This window comes from Methylophilus sp. 5, assembly GCF_000515275.1.
In the GTDB taxonomy this organism is placed as follows: Bacteria; Pseudomonadota; Gammaproteobacteria; order Burkholderiales; family Methylophilaceae; genus Methylophilus.
Genome location: NZ_KI911560.1, coordinates 34,837 through 53,971, shown reverse-complemented (window position 1 = coordinate 53,971; position 19,135 = coordinate 34,837). Strand labels below are relative to the sequence as shown.

The 19,135-nt window shown below is 50.5% G+C and carries 24 protein-coding genes; 9 read left to right on the top strand and 15 right to left on the bottom strand.

The window, feature by feature from the left end:
* Positions 1-5: 5 nt before the first annotated feature.
* Together METH5_RS0100260 and METH5_RS15995 are read right to left on the bottom strand one after the other, a co-directional pair.
* On the bottom strand, positions 6-371 hold the full coding sequence (locus tag METH5_RS0100260) for a MoaF C-terminal domain-containing protein (RefSeq protein WP_029146600.1): 366 nt from the start codon (positions 369-371) through the stop codon (positions 6-8).
* 64 nt (positions 372-435) lie between these two features.
* A complete protein-coding gene (locus METH5_RS15995; protein WP_081726674.1) occupies positions 436-837 on the bottom strand; it encodes a GFA family protein in 402 nt (133 codons plus the stop codon).
* A gap of 234 nt (positions 838-1,071) precedes the next feature.
* Between METH5_RS15995 and METH5_RS0100255 the strand changes: the two genes are divergently transcribed.
* Together METH5_RS0100255 and METH5_RS0100250 are read left to right on the top strand one after the other, a co-directional pair.
* Positions 1,072-1,350 (top strand): BrnT family toxin, encoded by a 279-nt coding sequence (locus METH5_RS0100255; protein WP_029146599.1) that lies wholly within the window; start codon positions 1,072-1,074, stop codon positions 1,348-1,350.
* Complete coding sequence (locus METH5_RS0100250) at positions 1,325-1,612, top strand: BrnA antitoxin family protein (protein ID WP_232410877.1); 288 nt, start codon at positions 1,325-1,327, stop codon at positions 1,610-1,612. The genes METH5_RS0100255 and METH5_RS0100250 overlap by 26 nt, the downstream gene beginning before the upstream one ends.
* Positions 1,613-1,657: 45 nt before the next feature.
* Here METH5_RS0100250 and METH5_RS0100245 read toward each other — a convergent pair whose 3' ends face one another.
* Both METH5_RS0100245 and ribA read right to left on the bottom strand, forming a co-directional pair.
* Positions 1,658-2,929 (bottom strand): O-acetylhomoserine aminocarboxypropyltransferase/cysteine synthase family protein, encoded by a 1,272-nt coding sequence (locus METH5_RS0100245; protein WP_029146597.1) that lies wholly within the window; start codon positions 2,927-2,929, stop codon positions 1,658-1,660.
* A 118-nt stretch (positions 2,930-3,047) separates the two neighbouring features.
* On the bottom strand, positions 3,048-3,650 hold the full coding sequence (gene ribA / locus METH5_RS0100240; RefSeq protein WP_029146596.1) for a GTP cyclohydrolase II: 603 nt from the start codon (positions 3,648-3,650) through the stop codon (positions 3,048-3,050).
* A gap of 232 nt (positions 3,651-3,882) precedes the next feature.
* Between ribA and METH5_RS0100235 the strand changes: the two genes are divergently transcribed.
* The 3 genes from METH5_RS0100235 to METH5_RS0100225 are packed head-to-tail and all read left to right on the top strand — an operon-like array spanning position 3,883 to position 6,167.
* On the top strand, positions 3,883-4,158 hold the full coding sequence (locus METH5_RS0100235) for a PepSY domain-containing protein (RefSeq protein ID WP_232410876.1): 276 nt from the start codon (positions 3,883-3,885) through the stop codon (positions 4,156-4,158).
* Positions 4,159-4,824 carry a response regulator transcription factor gene (locus METH5_RS0100230; RefSeq protein ID WP_029146594.1) on the top strand — a complete coding sequence of 222 codons (666 nt, stop codon included), beginning with the start codon at positions 4,159-4,161 and terminating at the stop codon, positions 4,822-4,824.
* Positions 4,821-6,167 (top strand): sensor histidine kinase, encoded by a 1,347-nt coding sequence (locus METH5_RS0100225; protein WP_029146593.1) that lies wholly within the window; start codon positions 4,821-4,823, stop codon positions 6,165-6,167. Before METH5_RS0100230 ends, METH5_RS0100225 begins: the two co-directional genes overlap by 4 nt.
* 3 nt (positions 6,168-6,170) lie before the next feature.
* Here METH5_RS0100225 and METH5_RS0100220 read toward each other — a convergent pair whose 3' ends face one another.
* The 4 genes from METH5_RS0100220 to METH5_RS0100205 all read right to left on the bottom strand — a co-directional run bounded on the left by METH5_RS0100220 (position 6,171) and on the right by METH5_RS0100205 (position 9,785).
* Complete coding sequence (locus METH5_RS0100220) at positions 6,171-6,509, bottom strand: PepSY domain-containing protein (RefSeq protein WP_029146592.1); 339 nt, start codon at positions 6,507-6,509, stop codon at positions 6,171-6,173.
* A gap of 74 nt (positions 6,510-6,583) precedes the next feature.
* Entirely contained in the window at positions 6,584-7,042 is a 459-nt protein-coding gene (locus tag METH5_RS0100215; protein ID WP_019882648.1) for a response regulator, read from the bottom strand.
* Positions 7,039-9,009, bottom strand: coding sequence for an ATP-binding protein (locus tag METH5_RS0100210; RefSeq protein ID WP_232410875.1), 1,971 nt, complete (start codon positions 9,007-9,009; stop codon positions 7,039-7,041). Before METH5_RS0100210 ends, METH5_RS0100215 begins: the two co-directional genes overlap by 4 nt.
* 8 nt (positions 9,010-9,017) lie before the next feature.
* Positions 9,018-9,785 carry a LuxR C-terminal-related transcriptional regulator gene (locus METH5_RS0100205; protein WP_029146590.1) on the bottom strand — a complete coding sequence of 256 codons (768 nt, stop codon included), beginning with the start codon at positions 9,783-9,785 and terminating at the stop codon, positions 9,018-9,020.
* 143 nt (positions 9,786-9,928) lie between these two features.
* On the opposite strand from METH5_RS0100205, the gene METH5_RS0100200 reads away from it, so the two are divergent.
* From METH5_RS0100200 to METH5_RS0100185, 4 genes are all read left to right on the top strand, one after another.
* Positions 9,929-10,186, top strand: a complete 258-nt coding sequence (locus METH5_RS0100200; RefSeq protein ID WP_029146589.1) for a hypothetical protein — start codon at positions 9,929-9,931, stop codon at positions 10,184-10,186.
* Between the two features lie 86 nt (positions 10,187-10,272).
* Positions 10,273-10,563: a hypothetical protein gene (locus tag METH5_RS0100195; RefSeq protein WP_029146588.1), complete on the top strand. Its 291-nt coding sequence runs from the start codon at positions 10,273-10,275 to the stop codon at positions 10,561-10,563.
* A gap of 120 nt (positions 10,564-10,683) precedes the next feature.
* Entirely contained in the window at positions 10,684-12,270 is a 1,587-nt protein-coding gene (locus METH5_RS0100190; protein ID WP_029146587.1) for a SulP family inorganic anion transporter, read from the top strand.
* A 57-nt stretch (positions 12,271-12,327) separates the two neighbouring features.
* Positions 12,328-12,972: a carbonic anhydrase gene (locus METH5_RS0100185; protein ID WP_029146586.1), complete on the top strand. Its 645-nt coding sequence runs from the start codon at positions 12,328-12,330 to the stop codon at positions 12,970-12,972.
* 64 nt (positions 12,973-13,036) lie between these two features.
* Here METH5_RS0100185 and fdx read toward each other — a convergent pair whose 3' ends face one another.
* From fdx to METH5_RS0100150, 7 genes are all read right to left on the bottom strand, one after another.
* Complete coding sequence (fdx, locus tag METH5_RS0100180) at positions 13,037-13,378, bottom strand: ISC system 2Fe-2S type ferredoxin (RefSeq protein WP_029146585.1); 342 nt, start codon at positions 13,376-13,378, stop codon at positions 13,037-13,039.
* Position 13,379: 1 nt separating this feature from the next.
* Positions 13,380-15,269, bottom strand: a complete 1,890-nt coding sequence (hscA, locus tag METH5_RS0100175) for a Fe-S protein assembly chaperone HscA (RefSeq protein ID WP_029146584.1) — start codon at positions 15,267-15,269, stop codon at positions 13,380-13,382.
* A 6-nt stretch (positions 15,270-15,275) separates the two neighbouring features.
* A complete protein-coding gene (hscB, locus tag METH5_RS0100170; RefSeq protein WP_029146583.1) occupies positions 15,276-15,788 on the bottom strand; it encodes a Fe-S protein assembly co-chaperone HscB in 513 nt (170 codons plus the stop codon).
* A 52-nt stretch (positions 15,789-15,840) separates the two neighbouring features.
* Entirely contained in the window at positions 15,841-16,164 is a 324-nt protein-coding gene (gene iscA / locus METH5_RS0100165) for an iron-sulfur cluster assembly protein IscA (RefSeq protein ID WP_029146582.1), read from the bottom strand.
* A 2-nt stretch (positions 16,165-16,166) separates the two neighbouring features.
* A complete protein-coding gene (gene iscU / locus METH5_RS0100160; protein ID WP_029146581.1) occupies positions 16,167-16,550 on the bottom strand; it encodes a Fe-S cluster assembly scaffold IscU in 384 nt (127 codons plus the stop codon).
* Positions 16,551-16,732: 182 nt separating this feature from the next.
* On the bottom strand, positions 16,733-17,950 hold the full coding sequence (locus METH5_RS0100155; RefSeq protein WP_029146580.1) for an IscS subfamily cysteine desulfurase: 1,218 nt from the start codon (positions 17,948-17,950) through the stop codon (positions 16,733-16,735).
* A gap of 25 nt (positions 17,951-17,975) precedes the next feature.
* A complete protein-coding gene (locus tag METH5_RS0100150; RefSeq protein WP_029146579.1) occupies positions 17,976-19,127 on the bottom strand; it encodes a cysteine desulfurase family protein in 1,152 nt (383 codons plus the stop codon).
* Positions 19,128-19,135 lie beyond the last annotated feature (8 nt).

The window sequence follows — 19,135 nt, the reverse complement described above, 5'->3', positions numbered from 1 at the left end:
GGCGCTTATTTTTCGCGTACGATGTTGCCCGAAACCACATAGCGCTCTTTGCCATCAAGAATCGTTGAGTAAACTTTCATAGTGTTTAAATTCACCACCTGGGTCACATTAATCCCTGTTTTTTCTACCCAGCTGGCAAAATAAACCTTGTTGGCCACCTTAAAGCGATCAGGGGTTTCTACGCCGTTCGCCCCTTTTTCTGGCCCATCTATGCACAGCCATGTCATTGATTTCGCATCTTTTACTGTCACCCGATATACGCCAGCGCCCTCATATTGGTAAAGAAACTGGCCAATATAGGGTTCGGCTGCGTACGTGGCGCCGCTAAAGGAAAAAAATAAGCTGGCGGTGAGTAGTGTGATTGATTTCATTGTTAATTCCTAACGTTAATCATTTCTAAAATTAGTCTAATCATTGAGTAGTGGATGAGGTGCATCACACACGGCCTGGTTGCCATTCTGGGTAAGCGGGGATATCTTCATCGTATTTAAGCCATGACACTTTGTGCGATTTGAAAATATGAAACGCCGGTGTTTGCCGGGGGGATTCATCTAATGTCGCAACGCGCAGTACGAGATGCTCTTGCGCTGCACGTTGAGCTATTAAGTGCGTACCACAATAAGAGCAAAAGAAACGCAGCTTTCCTTTTGATGACTCAAATGACTTTAATAGTTCTTGACCACGTATCCAGCGAAAATGTGTGTGTTTCACACCCGCACCTGTATTAAAGGCTGCGGAATGCGCTTTTCTGCATGTTTTGCATGAACAATGGCTGATGGGTGTATCAAGCTGTGACACCTCATATGCCACGCCTCCACAAAGGCAGCTACCTTTCATGTATTCCTCTCTAAGCTAGGTTAATAGCATTTAATTCAATACAAAATATAGCGCTAATCATAGCGTTAAAAGCGAGCTACTTTTAACGCTTTCACACGTCATTGTCGTTTTTCAGTGAGTAGTTTTTTAAATGGCTCATTTTTGTAAGTTTAAGTTATTATTTTTGTTTGGTGTCGTTTAACTCTACGTTTAATTTCACTTGTCATCACAAATAAATGTTACTACAATAATTGTATGCAAATCGAATTCGATGAGCAAAAGCGGGCCCGGACATTGAGTGATCGCGGGTTGGATTTTCGTGATGCTGTCATCATTTTTGCTGGAGAACATTACACACTGCAAGATGTTCGGCAGGTGTATAGCGAGCCGAGATTTCTCAACGTAGGTTGGCTAAATCAACAGATGGTGCTGATGGTGTGGACGCCACGTGATCGCAAACGCAGGGTTATTTCGATGCGTAAATGCAATGAAAGGGAACGTAAGATTTATGAAGAAGCCATCCATCCACAGTGATTTGCAACAAGTGGCAGCACATGTGATGCAAGCCAATGAGTATGAGGATGCGCCAGAGTTGTCAGCTGATTTCTTTAAGCAGGCCGATGTGTTTAACGGCGAGCAACTTGTCAGGCGTGGTAGACCTGCTGGAAGCAGCAAAGTGTCTACGACCATCAGGTTTGATAAAGAAGTGTTATTAGCGTTTAAACAGACCGGTGACGGTTGGCAAACACGTATGAACAACGCTTTGAAAGACTGGTTAAAGCATCATTCTTTGTGAAAAACGCACTAAGTGGATATCTTAGATACCCACTCAGAACGTGTTTTAAACCTTCTCTAGCGCCTGCTCCAGATCAGCAATCAGGTCATCAATATGTTCAATGCCTACCGACAGCCTGACCATGTCTTCACTCACACCAGCGCGTGCGAGTTCTTCGGCGCTAAGTTGGCGATGTGTGGTGGTCGCCGGATGGCAGGCGAGGCTTTTGGCATCACCAATATTCACCAGACGCGTGAATAGTTGCAGTGCATCAATAAAGCGTGTGCCGCCTTGCAGCCCATCTTGCACGCCAAAAGACAAGATGCCTGAGGCCTGCCCCTTCAGGTATTTTTTCACCAGGGCATGATCAGGGTGATCTGCCAGCCCGGCATATTTAACCCATTTAACTTTGGGGTGTTGCTGCAAGTAATTGGCCACGGCTAAGGCATTGCTGCTATGCCGTTCAATGCGCAGCGCCAGTGTTTCCAGGCCTTGCAAGATTAAAAAGCTGTTGAACGGACTGATGGCGGCGCCAGTGTTACGCAGGGGCACTACGCGCGCACGCGCGATGTAGGCTGCAGGGCCCAGCGCTTCTACGTAATTCACGCCGTGGTAACTGGGGTCTGGTGTATTCAGGCTAGGAAACCTGGCCGCATGCTCACCCCATGGAAATTTGCCGCTATCGACAATGATGCCGCCTATCGAGTTACCGTGACCACCTATGTATTTGGTGAGAGAGTGCACCACGATATCCACCCCATGCTCGAATGGTTTGGTGAGAATAGGGGTGGCGACAGTGTTGTCGACAATCACTGGTACGCCATGTTTGTGTGCGACGGCGCTAATGGCAGACAGGTCGACTACATTGCCTAAGGGGTTGCCTATGGTTTCGGCAAACACCAGTTTGGTGCGACTGTCGATAAGCTTTTCTAGTGAAGCTGGGTCGCGATAATCAAAAAACCTGACTTCTATGCCTTGCTTGGGTAAGGTGTGGGCAAATAAATTATAAGTACCGCCATAGAGGGTAGAGACCGAGACAATATTGTCGCCTGCTTCGGCAATGGTTTGAATGGCATAGGTAATGGCTGCCATGCCCGAGGCCAGCGCCAATGCGCCTATGCCACCTTCAAGTTGCGCCAGACGCTCTTCTAGCACAGCGGTAGTGGGATTCATGATGCGGGTATAAATATTACCCTGTACCTTGAGGTCAAACAGATCCGCACCGTGCTGGGTGTTATCGAAAGCGTAGGAGGTCGTTTGATACACGGGCACTGCCACGGCCTTGGTGGTAGGGTCGGGGCTATAGCCGCCATGGATGGATATCGTCTCTTGCTGCATCGCGTGTCTCTCCTTGTTGTTTGATGGTGACAAACAAGGAGTATAGCCCTGCCATGACGGCTGGGTTATAACATTTACTTGGTGGCTTATAACCAGTATTTATGACGCTGATGACTTGTTAGTCCAGGTCTGGAATCAGGTGCCCGAGCTTGCTGGATTTAGTTTGCAGGTACTTTAAGTTTTCTGCTGTGGGTGTGGTGAGCAGGGGCACTTGCTGGTGAATGCTAATGCCTAAAGATTGCAGGGCTGTGCGTTTTTCCTGATTGTTGGAGAGCAAACGGATGCTGTTGATGTCGAAGTAGTCCAACATATCAGCGGCGGCTTCATAAGTGCGTGCATCCACCGGCAAACCGAGCGCGACGTTAGCTTCTACCGTATCCATGCCTTGATCTTGCAGGGCGTAAGCGCGCATTTTATTGGTGAGGCCGATGCCGCGCCCTTCATGGTTTTTGAGGTATAAAATCAGCCCCTGGCCAGTTTGTTGAATCAGGCGTTGGGCGTGATGTAGTTGTTCACCGCAATCGCAACGCGTAGAGCCGAACACGTCGCCGGTCAAACATTCTGAGTGCACTCTGACCAATGGTTCAGAGGCGCGCTGTAACTCGCCGCAGGCTAATGCAATGTGTTCCACGCCATTGCGGTTATCCGTAAATACATGGATATCAAACACGCCAAACTGGGTCGGCAATCTGGCTGTGGAGGTGTGAGATAAAAAAAGCATATCAGTGAATGTTCGGTGTTAAAGGCTCAAGCTAATATTGTAGCGGTTGTGCGTTTTTTAAAGTATCTCTGATCAATTAATCTGTGTGGCCATGCGCGATAGCAGGGGGCATTTAAGCTTGGTTTAAGATGAATACTGTTAAACTTTGGCTATGACATCTGTTTGTAGGAGCGTGATCGGCATGGTTTGCAAGCAAGATCGGGCCCGATTTGTATGGCTTGCGCTAGTGCTTATGCTGGGCGCACTGTTTTGTTTGCCGCGCGCAGACTCAGGTGAAAGCCCAACCAATGCCAGCCGTTTGTCAGCTAAAGGCGATATTCTCAGCCTGGAAAAAATCTCGCAAAAAGCCAAAAGCTATCAACCCGGTGAAATTCTGGAGGTCGAGCTTGAGAAAAAGCATGGGCGCTATGTGTATGAGGTGGAGATATTGGATGCAAAGAGCCAGGTATGGGAGCTTAAACTGGATGCCAAGAGCGGGCAGTTGCTCAAAATGGAGCAAGACGACTAAATGCGTTTGTTGCTGGTAGAAGATGATGCTTTGCTAGGTGCACAGACGCAGCAGGCACTTAATGGCGCAGGTTACGCATGTGACTGGCTGCAAGAAGGCATTGAGGCCAGTATACAAGGGGTGCTTGAGCCTTATGATCTGGCGATTTTGGATTTAGGCTTGCCGGGCAAGCCAGGCCTGGAAGTGTTGGCCGAGTGGCGCGCGCAATCTTGCCGTATGCCGGTGATTGTATTAACCGCGCGCAGCAGCTGGCAAGAGAAAGTTGAAGCATTTAACCTGGGTGCCGATGATTATGTGACCAAGCCATTTCAGCTTGAGGAGTTGTTGGCCCGCATTGGTGCCGTGCATAAACGCACCGTTGGCGTGGTGGCGGGCGCACTGGTGGTAGCGGATTTAAAGCTGGACGAGCAAACACAGACAATTTGGCAAGGTGAAACCGCGCATGCGTTGACTGGCACCGAGTTTAGGTTGTTGCGTTATTTAATGTTGCATCCCGGGCGCATTTTTTCTAAAACCGAGCTGACAGAGCATGTGTATGCCTATGATGCCGATAAAGACAGCAATGTGATTGAGGTGTATATCAATCGCCTGCGTCACAAAATAGGTGCTGAGAGAATTCAGACCAAGCGTGGCCAGGGCTATGTGTTTGCAGGCGTGGTGGCATGAAATCGTTACGCAGGCAATTATCACTGGGATTAACGCTGAGCCTGGTGGGGTTGCTGACGCTGCAATGGGCGGTGGTAACGTTTACCATTGACCATTTAATCCAGTCGCAAATGACGGCGCGCATGCAACAAGAGGCCGAGGGCTTGCTGGCAGGTGCGTCGGTGAATGCGCGCGGCCAGCTAGTGCTTGAGCCGCGTGTGATGGCGACTGCTTATCAGCGCCCGTTTTCGGGCCGTTATTTTATTGTGCTGTTAGATGGCGCCGCTCACGTGCAGTCTCGCTCGTGGTGGGACGTGACTTTGCCGGTGAACGCACTCAAGGTGGGTGAAGAGCGCGTAACGCATGTGACAGGGCCCGAATCGCAACCTTTGCTGTTGCTGGGACATGGTTACCGTAAACAGCAGCGCATGATCACCATCTACATCGCAGAGAGCCTGGTCGAGCTGCAGCAAAGCCTGCACCTGTTTCATTGGCTGTATGGCGTATTCTCACTGTTGGGATTGCTGGCTTTGCTGGCGTTGCAACGCTGGATTGTGGTGAATACGCTTACCCCGTTGCAGCAAATCAAAGAAAGTCTGGCACGCGTGGCCAGTGGCGAGTTGCAGCAGATCAATGCGCACGGTCCGGCAGAGGTGATGCCGCTGATTAACGAGTTTAACCGCATCCTTAAAAGTGCCAGCCAGAAAACCCGGCGTTCGCGTCTGGCCATCGGCAACCTGGCGCATGGGCTTAAAACGCGTCTGGCCCAATTGCAGTTATTGTCTGGCAGTGACTCAACCGCAGAGCATGCCGAGTTACGGCGTATGGTGCAACGCTGTAGTGAGGAGATTTACCAGGATGTGGAGCGTGAATTAAAACGCGCGCGGCTGATGGGCGATGTGTATACCAGCCAGCAGACCGATCTGGCGCTGGAGTTGCCTAAACTGGTCGCTGTTTTGCAAAAAATTTACAGTGAAAAAACAATTGCCTTTGCCTGGCAGCACGATGGGCAGGCACGCGTGATTATAGACCGTGAAGACATGCTTGAGCTGCTGGGTAATGTGCTGGATAACGCGTTTAAATGGTGCCACGGCCAAGTGCAGTTACATGTGTCTGTGCAAGAGACGATACATATTATTGTCGAAGACGACGGCCCCGGCAGTCACGCCCCGGCCTTGGAAGCGCTGTTGCAGCGCGGCATGCGTATGGACGAATCCAAGCCAGGTAGTGGTTTGGGGCTGGCCATCGTGCAGGATATTGTGCAGCACTACCACGGCCAGATTACGCTCACGCATTCTAAGCGCTTGGGTGGTTTGCATGTCAACATAACGCTGGTACCCACCATGGCAGGCACCAGCGTTTAATGGTTAAAACCAGTCGCGGTTGATGCTATTCACTTTACCGGTTTTGGCATCAATATACACTTCCCATTCGGCACCGTTACTGTCAACGATTTCCACTTCGTAGTCCCAGCCTGCACGAAATTTTCTGCGCTCTAGCTCGACCTCTTTCACCACACCTGGTTTGGCTACCAGCGCTTTGGCTCGAGCATCTTCATGTGAAATCAGACCAAAGGCTTTGGCCTTTTCAGACATCTTTTGTACGTCATCTTCGTCATCGTCAGCCAGTGCGGGCTGGTTGACCATCAGCCCGCAAAACAGGGCGATGATAAACAGATTGGCGGCGGTGTTTAAGGCTTTAGGCATCGTGCTCTCCTTTTTGTATTGAGCGTTCACGATACAAGGCGTGGCTTAATTCACGCTTAATGCTCATGCTGGGCCTAATTTTCGTGCATGCTGGGCAGGTGCAAGTTGGGTTGGTGTGTTTTCAGTTGATTGAATAACCAGCGTGTTTCGAGCAGGTTCCACACCCTGAGCATGGCCTCCATATGGTCAAACGGCTTGGTTAAAAAGTCTTTGGCGCCCAGGGCCAGTGCTTTGCGCCGGGTGGCAATCGTGGCGTCTGCGGTAAGCACTAATACGGGCAAAAAGTCATGTGGGCCGACATGGTGCGAGAGTTGGTCGAGCACGGCAAAACCATCCAGCACCGGCATCATTAAATCCAGCAAAATGAGGTCGGGCTGAAAAGCATTGACCAGGTCCATGGTTTTGGTCGAGTCCGTGGTACTAATCACCTGCTCAAAGCCTTCTTTGGTCAATAACTCTTCGAGCAGCCGCAAATTGGCTTCGGCATCGTCGATAATTAAAATTTTAGAGGCGCGTAATTGTTCAATATTCATGGAGTCTCGGGCAGGAGTTTTAACAGTAACTGGTTAAAGGCAGCCACGTTGAGCGGCTTGGTGAAGTAATGCGTGATGCCGAGCGCATTAAGGCGCTGCATGGTTTCTGGCAAGGCATCTGCACTTAAAATCACGATAGGCGTCGCTTGTAAATCGCTGCGGCTGGATTGGATATGCTGAATTAATGATTCACCCGAGCCGTCTGGCAGGTTGAGGTCCAGTAACAGCAAGTCTGGCTGCATGTCACGTAACCAGACCATACTTTCCTGCAAGCTGGCCGCCAGGTGCAGTTTTAGGTGGCGATGTTTGCTCATGATGGCTTCAATCAGGGCTTGATTGCTGTGGTTATCCTCCACATACAAAATATGGCGTTTAACCGACTGGCTGGCGGTTGCCGCGGCCTGTATTTTTATCTCAGTGCCTGTGTCTGTGTGTTGCGCTGGATGTTGCGCTGCCTGTTCAGATTCAGGCAGGCTGATCCAGAACAGGCTTTGGTCTTCGGCCACGCCAATCTGGCCGCCCATGGCGTCCATCAGTTGCTTGCTGAGCACCAGGCCCAAACCGGTGCCTTCGGTCACGGTGCGTTCAGCACCCAGCCGGTCAAACGGAGTAAATAAACGGGAGCGTAATGCAGCCGGGATGCCTTGGCCCTGGTCTTGTACATCGACCCGGATCTGGCCATGCTGGCGGTAAGCGCTGACGGTGACACTGGTGTTTTCCGGCCCGTATTTGAGCGCATTGGCCAGCAAGTTTAAAATCACTTGCAGCAAGCGCTGGCGGTCAGCCCGCACGTTTAACCCGGGCTCAAAATGCTTTTCTATGGTGATGTCGCGTACTTTTTCCAGCGGTTTTAAGTAGTGGTAAGCCTCTTCGAGCAAGTTGTTCAGCGCAATGACCTCCATCGCCATGCTGATGTCACCACTTTCAATACGCGAAATATCCAGTACTTCGTTAATTAACTTGAGCAGGTGTTGGCCGGCGTTATGAATCAGGGTCGCACTGTCTTTTTGCCGCCCCTCAGGCAAATCGTTTTCGAGAATTTGCGCAAAGCCTAAAATCGCGTTGAGTGGAGTGCGCAGCTCGTGGCTGGTGCGTGATAAAAAATTACTCTTGGCGGCGCTGGCTTCTTCAGCATCTACCCTGGCTAAGTGAGCCTCTTGCGCGCTTTGGGTCAATAATTGTGAGGCGTGCTCAAGCTCGCTGGTGAGCTCACCTAACTCGTCACGGCTGATGCTAGGCAGGGCCAGCGGCTCTCCTTTAACCAAATGGATGGCGCTATCGCGAATGGTTTTAACGCGGGCGACTATTGTTTGTGTGAATAACCAAACGCCAATCAGTGAGCCGACCACCCCAGCAATCACTGCCATCAGCGTGATACGCAAATTGCGTTTTCGTTCGTAAATGACCTCTTTTTTGTCCTGGTTGACGATGGCTGATTCGCGCAGGCTCATGCGGTTAAGGTGCGCGCGTAATTGATTTAAGGCTTTCCCCTGCGAACTGAATTTGCCAATCAGCGCTTCATCCGCCTCGTCCTCGCTATGGCTGGCCAGTATCGCCAGGTCATCCAGGTTTTTTTCTACCAGCGGATGAATCACTTGTAACAAGTGCTGTTGCGAGCGGTCATCCAGGTTGTGTTCCAGCGAGCTGAGCAAATGCGGCATACTTTGTCTGGCACTTTCATAGCCTGCCAGAAACTGGCGGTTGCCAGTGAGCAAAAAGTCACGCACGCCGGTTGAGGCTTCCAGCAACAAGGTTTGCAGGGTTTGAATGTCTTGCTGGATTTGCAGGGCATTTTGCACGCGTCTTTCCAGCAGGGCAGCTTGTTGCTCACTCTCAAAAATCAGCGCCAATGAAGCGAGCAATACGGTGAGTGGCAAGGCATTGAGGACAATGCCTTTGGTGGTCAGCGATAAGTCCTGCCACAAGTGATTCAGGCGGCCGGTGATCTGTGCCATGGGCTTAAACATGTTTTGTCTCATAGCCCGTCACTTTTAAACCCGGCTTCAACGGCCTTCACCGCGGCTTGTGTGCGGTCGTTTAAGTCCAGTTTGCTTAAAATGCGCTCAATATGGATTTTAACCGTGCCGGGTGAAATGCCCAGCTTTTGCGCCAGTGCTGCGTTACTGGGGCCAGAAGGCAACAAAGCAAATACTTCACGCTCACGTGGCGTGAGTTTTTGCAGATAACTGTCATCAATCACGTGATTGGCCTGAGCCTGGCCTTGTAAGGCGAACCCCAGCAAGCCGCACAGGCTATGCAACACTTGCAAATTGCCCGCGCTTAACGGGTTACCGGTGATCAGCGCCAGCAAACCAACGGCGCGCTGCTGACAAGCAATGGGCAGGTGGTAACAATGGAGGGCTGTGGGGTCGGTGCTGGTTTGCAGCGTCCACAGGCTGGGCACAAATTGTTTATGCACCTCAAAGTGGATAGGTTCTTTAAGCCATTGTGCCAGTGCGCCCAGCATGGGTACGCGGGCGCCAATCGGGAAGGTTTTGCCGCGCTGCGCGAGTATTTTTAATGCGCCAGCATGTTGCTGGCTAATCAGCCCGTGGGGGGCGCCAAATTGCATGCAGACTTCATCCAGCAGCCATTGCATCAACTCTTGTGACCAGCCGTGACTGAACAATTTTTGCCCGAGGCGTTCAAATAACCTGTCATGTGCGATTTGCACTTGTGTTTGCTTGAGCGCACTGCGTAAGGCAAAAGCGCTTTCTGTGGCTGGGGGGCTGTCGTTCGGCATATGCCGTTTAGTATATACCGAACTACCTATATCGGTAGATTTATTGATGACAATACACGGGCAAAATGCAATCCATCGTGAATGCAATCAGATTCACACCAACAGAACAACTTGTCTGAATGACGATTTAAAGGAGAAATACCATGCGTACATTAACCACAGTAGCAGCAATGATCCTCGGTTTGAGCCTGGCTTTGCCAACACAAGCGGCTGAAACCAATACTGGCGACACCGTTCATAACACACACCATGTGCAGTTTTTAGGTAAGCGCGCATTTCAGCAGCCTGTGGTTGCAAAAGCAGATGCAGAGCAAGCCTGGGTTGGTGCGACGCTGAGAGTAGACCAAAGCAATCATCAACAACTGTTGAAAATGCAGTCATTGGGCAAGCGCGCTTACTAGTCAGTGTTGCGTAAGGTTGTTGGCACATAATGACTTTACACCTGCCCAAAAGGTGTATATATAAACAAATTATGTAGGAGCGAAAAATGAGTAAATTATTATTGGCACTCTTGGTGACATTTGGTTTAATGGCTAATGCGCAGGCAGACGAGTCTATTGATCAGGACGCGGCAACGGTTAAACAGATGCATGAGCACAACTTTTTAGGTAAGCGTCCTTATGCCAAAACGCCGGTAGCTAAACAAAATCCGGATGAACAATGGGTGGGCGCAGGCATTGTGACCGACAAACCGGAAAAAGGCTTCGACAAGCATCAACAAATGCGTTTGAACTTTATCGGTAGACGCCCTTTTAATGCAGGAACAGCCGCTGAATAACCACAGGCTGACCACTGCTCTGAACAATAACCCCGCATCATTGCGGGGTTTTGTGTGTCATAGCGTCAATAACAAAAATTAATAATATAACAATAATGTTGTTTGTGAAGGATATACACCATGTCAACCTCTGTGCAGGGGTCTAGCTCGCTAGACTTGTTTAAGCATATCAATCGAGACTTACCGGCCTCTATTGTCGTGTTTTTTGTGGCACTGCCACTTTGTTTGGGCATTGCGCTGGCGTCTGGCGCGCCTTTATTTTCGGGCGTGATTGCCGGGATTATCGGCGGCATCGTCGTTGGTTTGGCTAGCGGCTCGCAACTGGGCGTGAGTGGCCCGGCAGCTGGTTTGGCAGTGATTGTCATGGCCGCCATTGGCAACCTGGGTTCTTACGAGGTTTTTCTGGCGGCGGTGGTACTGGCTGGCGTGTTCCAGTTTTTGCTCGGGCAGTTTAAGGCAGGCTTTATTGCCTATTTTGTACCTTCTTCGGTCATCACCGGCATGCTCACAGGCATCGGCTTGCTGATTATCCTGAAACAGATCCCGCATGCCTTTGGTTACGATGCCGACTACGAGGGCGATGAATCATTCGATGCATTTGCCGGGCACGATACTTTCAGTGATATTTTGCAGGCGTGGAATTTATTAACGCCAGGGGCGGTATTGATCGCAGCGGTGTCATTTGTGATTCTGATTCTATGGGATACCGTGCTGACCAAAAAACACAGGTTGTTCCAGCTGCTGCAAGGGCCGATTGTGGTGGTGTTAGTCGGTATTTTATTCAATGTCGCCTTTATGCGCGGTTGGTTGAATTTTTCACTGGGTGAAGATCAAATCGTGCGCTTGCCTGTGGCAAGCAGCCTGGGCGAGTTTGCCAGCTTCTTTACGCATCCTGATTTTAGCCAGATTACGCAGCCACTGGTGATTAAAACCGCGCTGGTGATGGCGATTGTAGCGAGTCTGGAAACACTGCTATGTGTGGAAGCCACCGATAAACTCGATGTGCTAAAACGCGTGACGCCAACCAATAAAGAACTCAAGGCACAAGGGCTGGGTAATATTGTGTCTGGCTTGATTGGTGGCTTGCCCATTACTCAAGTGATTGTGCGCAGCAGTGCCAACGTCACGTTTGGGGCGCAAACTAAATTGTCTGCCATTTTGCATGGTTTCTGGTTACTGCTGAGCGCCATTACCATCGCCAGTTTCCTCAATCTGATTCCTTTGGCGAGCCTGGCCACTATTCTGATTATGGTGGGTTACAAGCTGGCAAAACCTAATTTGTTCAAGCAGATGTATCAATTGGGCTGGGAGCAGTTTATTCCGTTTATGGTGACCATCATCGCCATTGTGTTTACCGATTTACTAACAGGCATCGGCTTGGGGCTGGTTGTTGCGGTATTTTTTACCTTACACCATAGCTACCGCAACTCCCACTACATCAAGCAAACCCGCTCTACCAGAGACGGCAAAGAAGTGTATGAGTTGGTGCTGGCGGAAGAGGTCTCGTTTTTTAACAAGGCCAGTATTCTTGAGGTATTAGAGGCGATTCCACCCAATAGCAAGGTGGTGATTGATTGCTCCAACAGCAAAGCAATCGCTTATGATGTCGTCGAATTTATTCACGGCTATCAGCAGCATGCCAAACTGAAAAATATTGATGTAGAAACCATTGATTTCAAACCGCCGCAGCATATGCTCGGACATTAACCAAAAAAGCATGGCTCATAAGCCATGCAAAACAATCATTGAGTAGAGGATACATATATGTACAAGCACCCATTACTGGACCGCGACAAAATGACTGCGCGTGAAGCACTGGATATTTTGATTGAAGGTAATCACCGTTTCACTAATGATCGCGAGCAGGACAAAGACTTTAAGTCACTGATTCAGATCACCAAAGACAAGCAACACCCGTTTTCTTCATTTTTAAGCTGCAGTGATTCACGTGCGCCAGTCGAGTTGTTATTTGATCAGGCACTGGGTGATGTATTCAGCGTGCGCCTGGCTGGTAATATTGCTTCAGACAAAGCCATCGGCAGCCTGGAATTTGGCAGCAAGTATTTAGGCAGTAAACTGATTGTGGTCATGGGCCACACTTCTTGTGGCGCGGTGAAAGCTGCGTGTGATGACTTTAAAGATGGCCATATTGGCGAGATTATCAACCTGATCAAGCCATCTATCCGTCATGAAAAAACCATTACTGATCCGGCACAGCGCAATTCTAAAAACAGTGATTTTGTAGAGAAAATTTGCGCATTAAACGTGAAATATCAGATTGATACCATTATTCGCTGCAGTGACATTATTGATGATATGTTGCAAACCAAGCAGATCGGTATTGTCGGCGCGGTCTACGATATTTCAAATGGTAAAGTAGATTTTCTGGAAGAGACTTTTATTGGCTAAGTGTTTAGCTACTGACACAAAAAAGCCGATGCATGCATCGGCTTTTTATTTAACTTGAAGGCAATTAATGATGGCCTTCTTTAGCCAGGTTAATACTGTATTTAGGAATCTCTACCGTCACATCTGTTTGTTGCATAATCGCCTGGCAAGACAGGCGTGACTGCGGTGTCAGGCCCCAGGCGCGATCCAGCATGTCATCTTCATCTTCTTCAATTTCATTCAGGCTTTTAAAGCCCTCACGTATCACCACATGACAAGTGGTACAGGCACAGACACCGCCGCAGGCATTATCAATATCAATATCGTGTTTTAACAAAGCATCACAAATCGAGGTGCCTGGTTCGGCCTCAATCACCGCCCCTTGTGGGCAGATGTCGGCATGGGGCAGTACAGTAATTTTTGGCATGTTAGAGTTCCAGTGAATCCAGGTTTTTGCCCGCGAGGGCCTTTTGTACCGAGGCATCCATGCGTTTGGCGGCAAAGGCCTCTGTGGCATGGTTGAGTGCCTCACTCGCTTGTTTAACCGCATGGCTATCTGTGCCTTGGCATAAAGCCAGCAGGGCGTCGATATGGCTGTGTATCTGTTGACGTTCGTCGGCACTCAGCAGTGTGTTACCATCTTCAGTGAGGGCGGCTTCAATCGCTTCAATCAGGCGTTGCGCATCAACGACGGCTTCACGCAGCATGCGCGCGGCTTTATCGCTCTCGGCTGCGCCAAATGAGTCTTTTAACATGTGGGTGATCTGGTCTTCGTTCAAGCCGTAAGACGGTTTCACCGTGATATTCGCCTCAACGCCATTGGTTTGCTCGCGCGCACTCACAGACAACAGGCCGTCGGCATCGACTTGAAAGGTGACACGAATACGTGCAGCACCCGCCGCCATCGGTGGGATACCGCGCAGCTCAAACCGCGCCAGCGACCGATTGTCACTGACCAGCTCGCGCTCGCCTTGCACAACATGAATCGCCATCGCTGTTTGGCCGTCTTTATAAGTAGTAAAGTCTTGCGCGCGCGCAATCGGCAACGTTGAGTTACGCGGAATCACTTTTTCAACTAATCCACCCATGGTTTCCAGGCCCAGCGACAGCGGCGTGATGTCGAGTAACAGTAACTCATCATCACTGCGGTTGCCTGCCAGCACATTGGCTTGTATGGCAGCGCCCAGGGCCACGACTTTGTCCGGGTCGAGGTTGGTGAGTGGCTCTTGCTCAAAAAAGGCTTGTACGGCATGGCGGATATGCGGCATACGCGTGGCGCCGCCAACCAGCACCACGCCTTTAATCTCATTGATGGTTAACCCAGCATCACGCATGGCTTTACGTGTCGGGCTTAAGGTTTTAATCACCAGATGTTCGGTCAGCGTCACAAACTGTGCCACCGACAGGGTTTCATCTACCAGGGCACCGCTACTTAGCTTGCAGACGATATTCGCTTCATGGTTGTCTGTCAGCCACTCTTTGGCCTGGCGTGCTTTGGTCAGCAGTAAGCGCGTATCTTCTTCGCTAAGCGGCTTAAAGTCAGCGGTTTTGCTGCGCACCTGATCAAGCACCCAGCAAAAAATACGGTGGTCAAAGTCATCGCCACCCAATGCTGAGTCACCATTGGTGGCCAATACCTCAAACACGCCTTTGCTCAGGCGCAAAATAGAAATATCAAAGGTGCCGCCGCCCAGATCGTAGATGACATATACGCCTTCGGCTGCGTTATCCAGGCCATAGGCCACGGCTGCTGCGGTTGGCTCATTGAGCAGGCGCAACACATGCAAGCCTGCCAGCCGCGCAGCATCTTTGGTTGCCTGGCGCTGGGCATCATCAAAGTAAGCGGGCACGGTAATGACGGCACCAGTGAGTTCGCCACCGAGCGCTTTTTCGGCACGTGTTTTCAATGTTTTTAAAATGTCGGCAGAAATCTCGACCGGGCTTTTTAAGCCAGCCCGCGTGTTAATTTCGAGGATGCCTTGCGAACTGTCATTCTCGACAAAATGATAGGGGATATGCGCTCTATCGGTAATGTCGTGCAAGGCGCGGCCCATAAAACGTTTGACCGAGACGATGGTATTCACCGGGTCTAAGCTTTGCGCGGCCTGTGCTTCGTGGCCGACAATGACGGCCTCTTGCAAATAACGCACCACAGAAGGCAGCAGGGCGTGGCCGTGCTCGTCATGCAACACAGTGCTCATGCCGCTACGCACGGTGGCAACCAGCGAGTTGGTAGTGCCCAAATCAATGCCGACCGCCAGTTTATGCTGATGCGGCGCGGGGGAATGTCCAGGTTCGGAAATCTGTAATAAGGCCATGAAACTCTATTCTTCCAACTGAGCGATCAGTTGATTCACATCTTCACTTACTTTATCAATAAACCGCAACTTGCGCACCGTCAGCGCTGCTTGTACTGGCGCAGCCACAATTTCATTAGCCACCTGCTGCTGCAAGGCTTTCGCTTGTGCGCGCATTTCTTTTAACAATGCATCTAGCGCGGCAATATCTTTGCCAACCCTGGCGTCATCCATGGCCTCACGCCACTCCATTTGCGCCATTAAAAAATCACCCGGCATGGCCGTGTTATTTTCTTCATCGGTGGCAATGCCTTGTAGTTGCAACAAATAGCGGGCGCGGGATGTAGGCTGCTTGAGCGCTTGGTAAGCTTCGTTGACGTAGGTTGCCATTTGCATGGATTGCATGCGCTCAGCTGGCGACGCATTCACAAATTTGTCCGGGTGCACTTCAGCTTGCAATTTGCGGTACTGGGCATCCAGCAAGGTCACGTCCAGCTCAAATTGTTGCGGCAGCTGAAAGAGGGCGAAATAGTTTTGCATAGTCTATTGGCCGCAGAGACATGCTTGTGTCTCTGCGTGTATGGCGGCAAGGTTAAACGGTAAACGACTCGCCGCAACCGCACTCGTCCTTCACGTTAGGGTTGTTGAACTTAAAGCCTTCGTTCAACCCTTCTTTGGTAAAGTCGAGCTCAGTGCCGTCAATGTAAACCAGGCTTTTCGGGTCAACAATCACCTTGATGCCACGGCTTTCAAACGCCATATCTTCTGCGTGCATTTCATCCACAAATTCCAGCGTGTAGGCCATGCCTGAACAGCCGGTTGTTTTTACGCCCAGGCGTAATCCGAGACCTTTGCCACGGTTGGCCAAGAACTTCTCCACGCGGTTAGCAGCTGTTTCAGTCAGGGTAATCGCCATATTTAGTGACCTTGTTTAGACTTTAAGTCAGCAATCGCAGATTTAATCGCATCTTCAGCCAACACTGAGCAGTGGATTTTGACCGGCGGCAACGCCAGCTCTTCAGCAATCGCCGAGTTCTTGATTTCTTGCGCCTGGTCCAGCGTTTTGCCTTTTAGCCACTCCGTGACCAGTGAGCTCGACGCAATGGCAGAGCCGCAGCCATAGGTTTTAAATTTGGCATCTTCAATCACGCCAGCATCGTTCACCTTGATTTGCAATTTCATTACGTCACCACATGCAGGCGCGCCAACCATGCCGGTGCCTACGTTAGGGTCGCTTTTGTCCAGCGAACCCACGTTACGTGGATTTTCGTAGTGATCTAATACTTTATCTGAGTAAGCCATATTGTTGCTCCTATCAATTAAATCGCGACCAACAGGGTTGTGCCGCTTTTTAATCCTAAAAAAATATTTCTTAAATTCAAAAAAATTGCAGATTTCATTGTCTGGCAAGGCGAAGGATTGCGCCGTTTAGTTTATCTAAACAAGCAGTCCGACAACGCCGCCAGGCGATGAAAGATCAATTTTTAATGCTCCGCCCATTCTACTTTGGACAAATCTACGCCATCCTTGAACATCTCCCATAATGGGGACAGTTCACGTAATTTTCCAATCTTGCTCTTCAATAAGTCAATGGTGTAATCCACATCGGCCTCTGTTGTGAAACGGCCAATGCTGAAACGAATTGAGCTATGTGCCAGTTCATCAGAGCGGCCCAGTGCGCGCAGCACATAGCTAGGCTCCAGGCTAGCAGAGGTACACGCAGAACCAGAGGAGACAGCAATATCCTTAATCGCCATGATCAGGGATTCACCTTCAACGTAGTTAAAGCTGACGTTGAGGTTGTGCGGCACACGGTGATCGAGGTCACCATTGACATAGGTTTCTTCAATTTGCAGTAAGCCGTTTAGCAAGCGGTCACGCAGTACGCGGATGCGCTCGTTTTCGCTGGCCATTTCTTCATGCGCGATGCGGAAAGCCTCACCCATGCCTGCAATCTGGTGTGTGGCCAGGGTGCCAGAGCGCATGCCGCGCTCGTGACCGCCGCCGTGCATTTGCGCTTCGATACGGATACGTGGTTTACGGCGCACATATAATGCCCCCACGCCTTTAGGGCCGTAAGTTTTATGGGCAGAAAAGCTCATTAAATCTACCGGTAGCTGCTCGAGGTCAATCGCCACTTTGCCGGTGGCTTGTGCTGCATCCACGTGAAAAATAATATTGTTAGCACGGCAAACGTTGCCTAAGGCTTCAATATCCTGAATCACGCCGATTTCGTTATTGACCAGCATAATAGAGGCCAGCACGGTGTCCGGGCGAATGGCCGCCTTGAACTTGTCGAGATTAATCAGACCGTCAGGCTCTGGTTGCAAATAAGTGGCTTCGTAGCCTTCACGCTCCAGCTCACGCACCGTGTCTAGCACGGCTTTGTGCTCGGTGGCCGCCGTGATGATATGCTTGCCTTTGCTGGCGGCATAAAAGTGCGCCGCGCCTTTAATCGCCAGGTTGTTAGACTCGGTCGCGCCGGATGTCCACACGATTTCGCGAGGGTCAGCATTGACCAGCTTGGCGACTTCTTCGCGCGCGTTTTCTACCGCGTGTTCAGCGGTCCAGCCATACGGGTGGCTACGCGACGCCGGGTTGCCAAAGTCTTCGGTCAGGTAAGGAATCATTTTTTGCGCCACGCGCGGGTCTACCGGTGTGGTCGCAGAGTAATCCAGGTAAATCGGCTTTCTATCAGACATGTCTCATGCTCTTTCAATTAAAGTCTTATGCCGCAACGGCACTTAATCCTTTCAGACGTTGCACTTGTTGCTGCAACGCTGCTAAAAATGCGGTGATTTCTTCACTGCTATTACTATCGCTCAAGCTCACGCGCAAGGCGCCACGCGCTAAGTCGGGGCTAATACCCATCGCCAGCAACACATGGCTCGGCTCGGTGCTATCGCTGGAGCAGGCGGAGCCGCTGGCGACAGCGAATCCAGCTTTGTCCAACGCTGTGACCAGTGTCTCGCCCTCAATGTTAGGCATGGCAAAAAAACTGGTATTAGGCAAGCGTTCAGCCTGCTGCGCAAAAACCACAGCGCCCAGTGTGTTTAAACCGCTTTCTAGCTGATCACGCAGCTGTTGAACGGCTGTGTGACGGCTAGCCATTGATTGCATGGCCAATTGGCAAGCCTGGGCAAAGCCAATGATGCCTGCCACATTTTCAGTGCCGCTGCGCAAGCCACGTTCCTGACCACCACCATGCAACAGTGGCGCAATATCCACACGCTTGTCTACAATTAATGCGCCGACGCCTATCGGGCCGCCAATTTTATGGCTGGAAATTGTCATTGCCTGCACACCCAGCGCGCGCATATCGACGGTAATTTTGCCAAAGGCCTGCACCGCATCGGTATGCAATAGCGCGCCATGTGCTTTTGCCAGCTTGGCTAACTCAGCTACCGGCTGTATTGCGCCAGTTTCGTTGTTTGCCAGCATGGCAGAAACCAATCCGGTACGTACTTTTAGTGCTTGCTCGGCTTGTGCCAGGTTTATCACCCCGTGTGCATTAACGCCAATTTGAGCCACTTGCCAATCATGCCAGGCTAAAGACTGTGCCGGGCGTGTCACACATGGGTGCTCAATTGCACTCATCAATAGTTGTGACGGGCTTAAGTTGGCGCTAATCCCTTTGACGGCAAAGTTGTTCGCTTCGGTGCCGCCAGAGGTCAAAATCACTTGTGATGCCTGTACACCCACACATTCAGCAATGTGCTTTCTGGCTAATTCCATTGCGTCGCGCGCGTTGCGGCCATACACATGGCGGCTGGTCGGGTTGCCAGTCGACTGGCTCAACCAGGGCAACATTGCTTCCAGCACCTGCGGTTTTAAGGCGGTGGTGCTGTTATGATCAAAAAAAACAGTTTTTTCTGTCATGGCCAAAT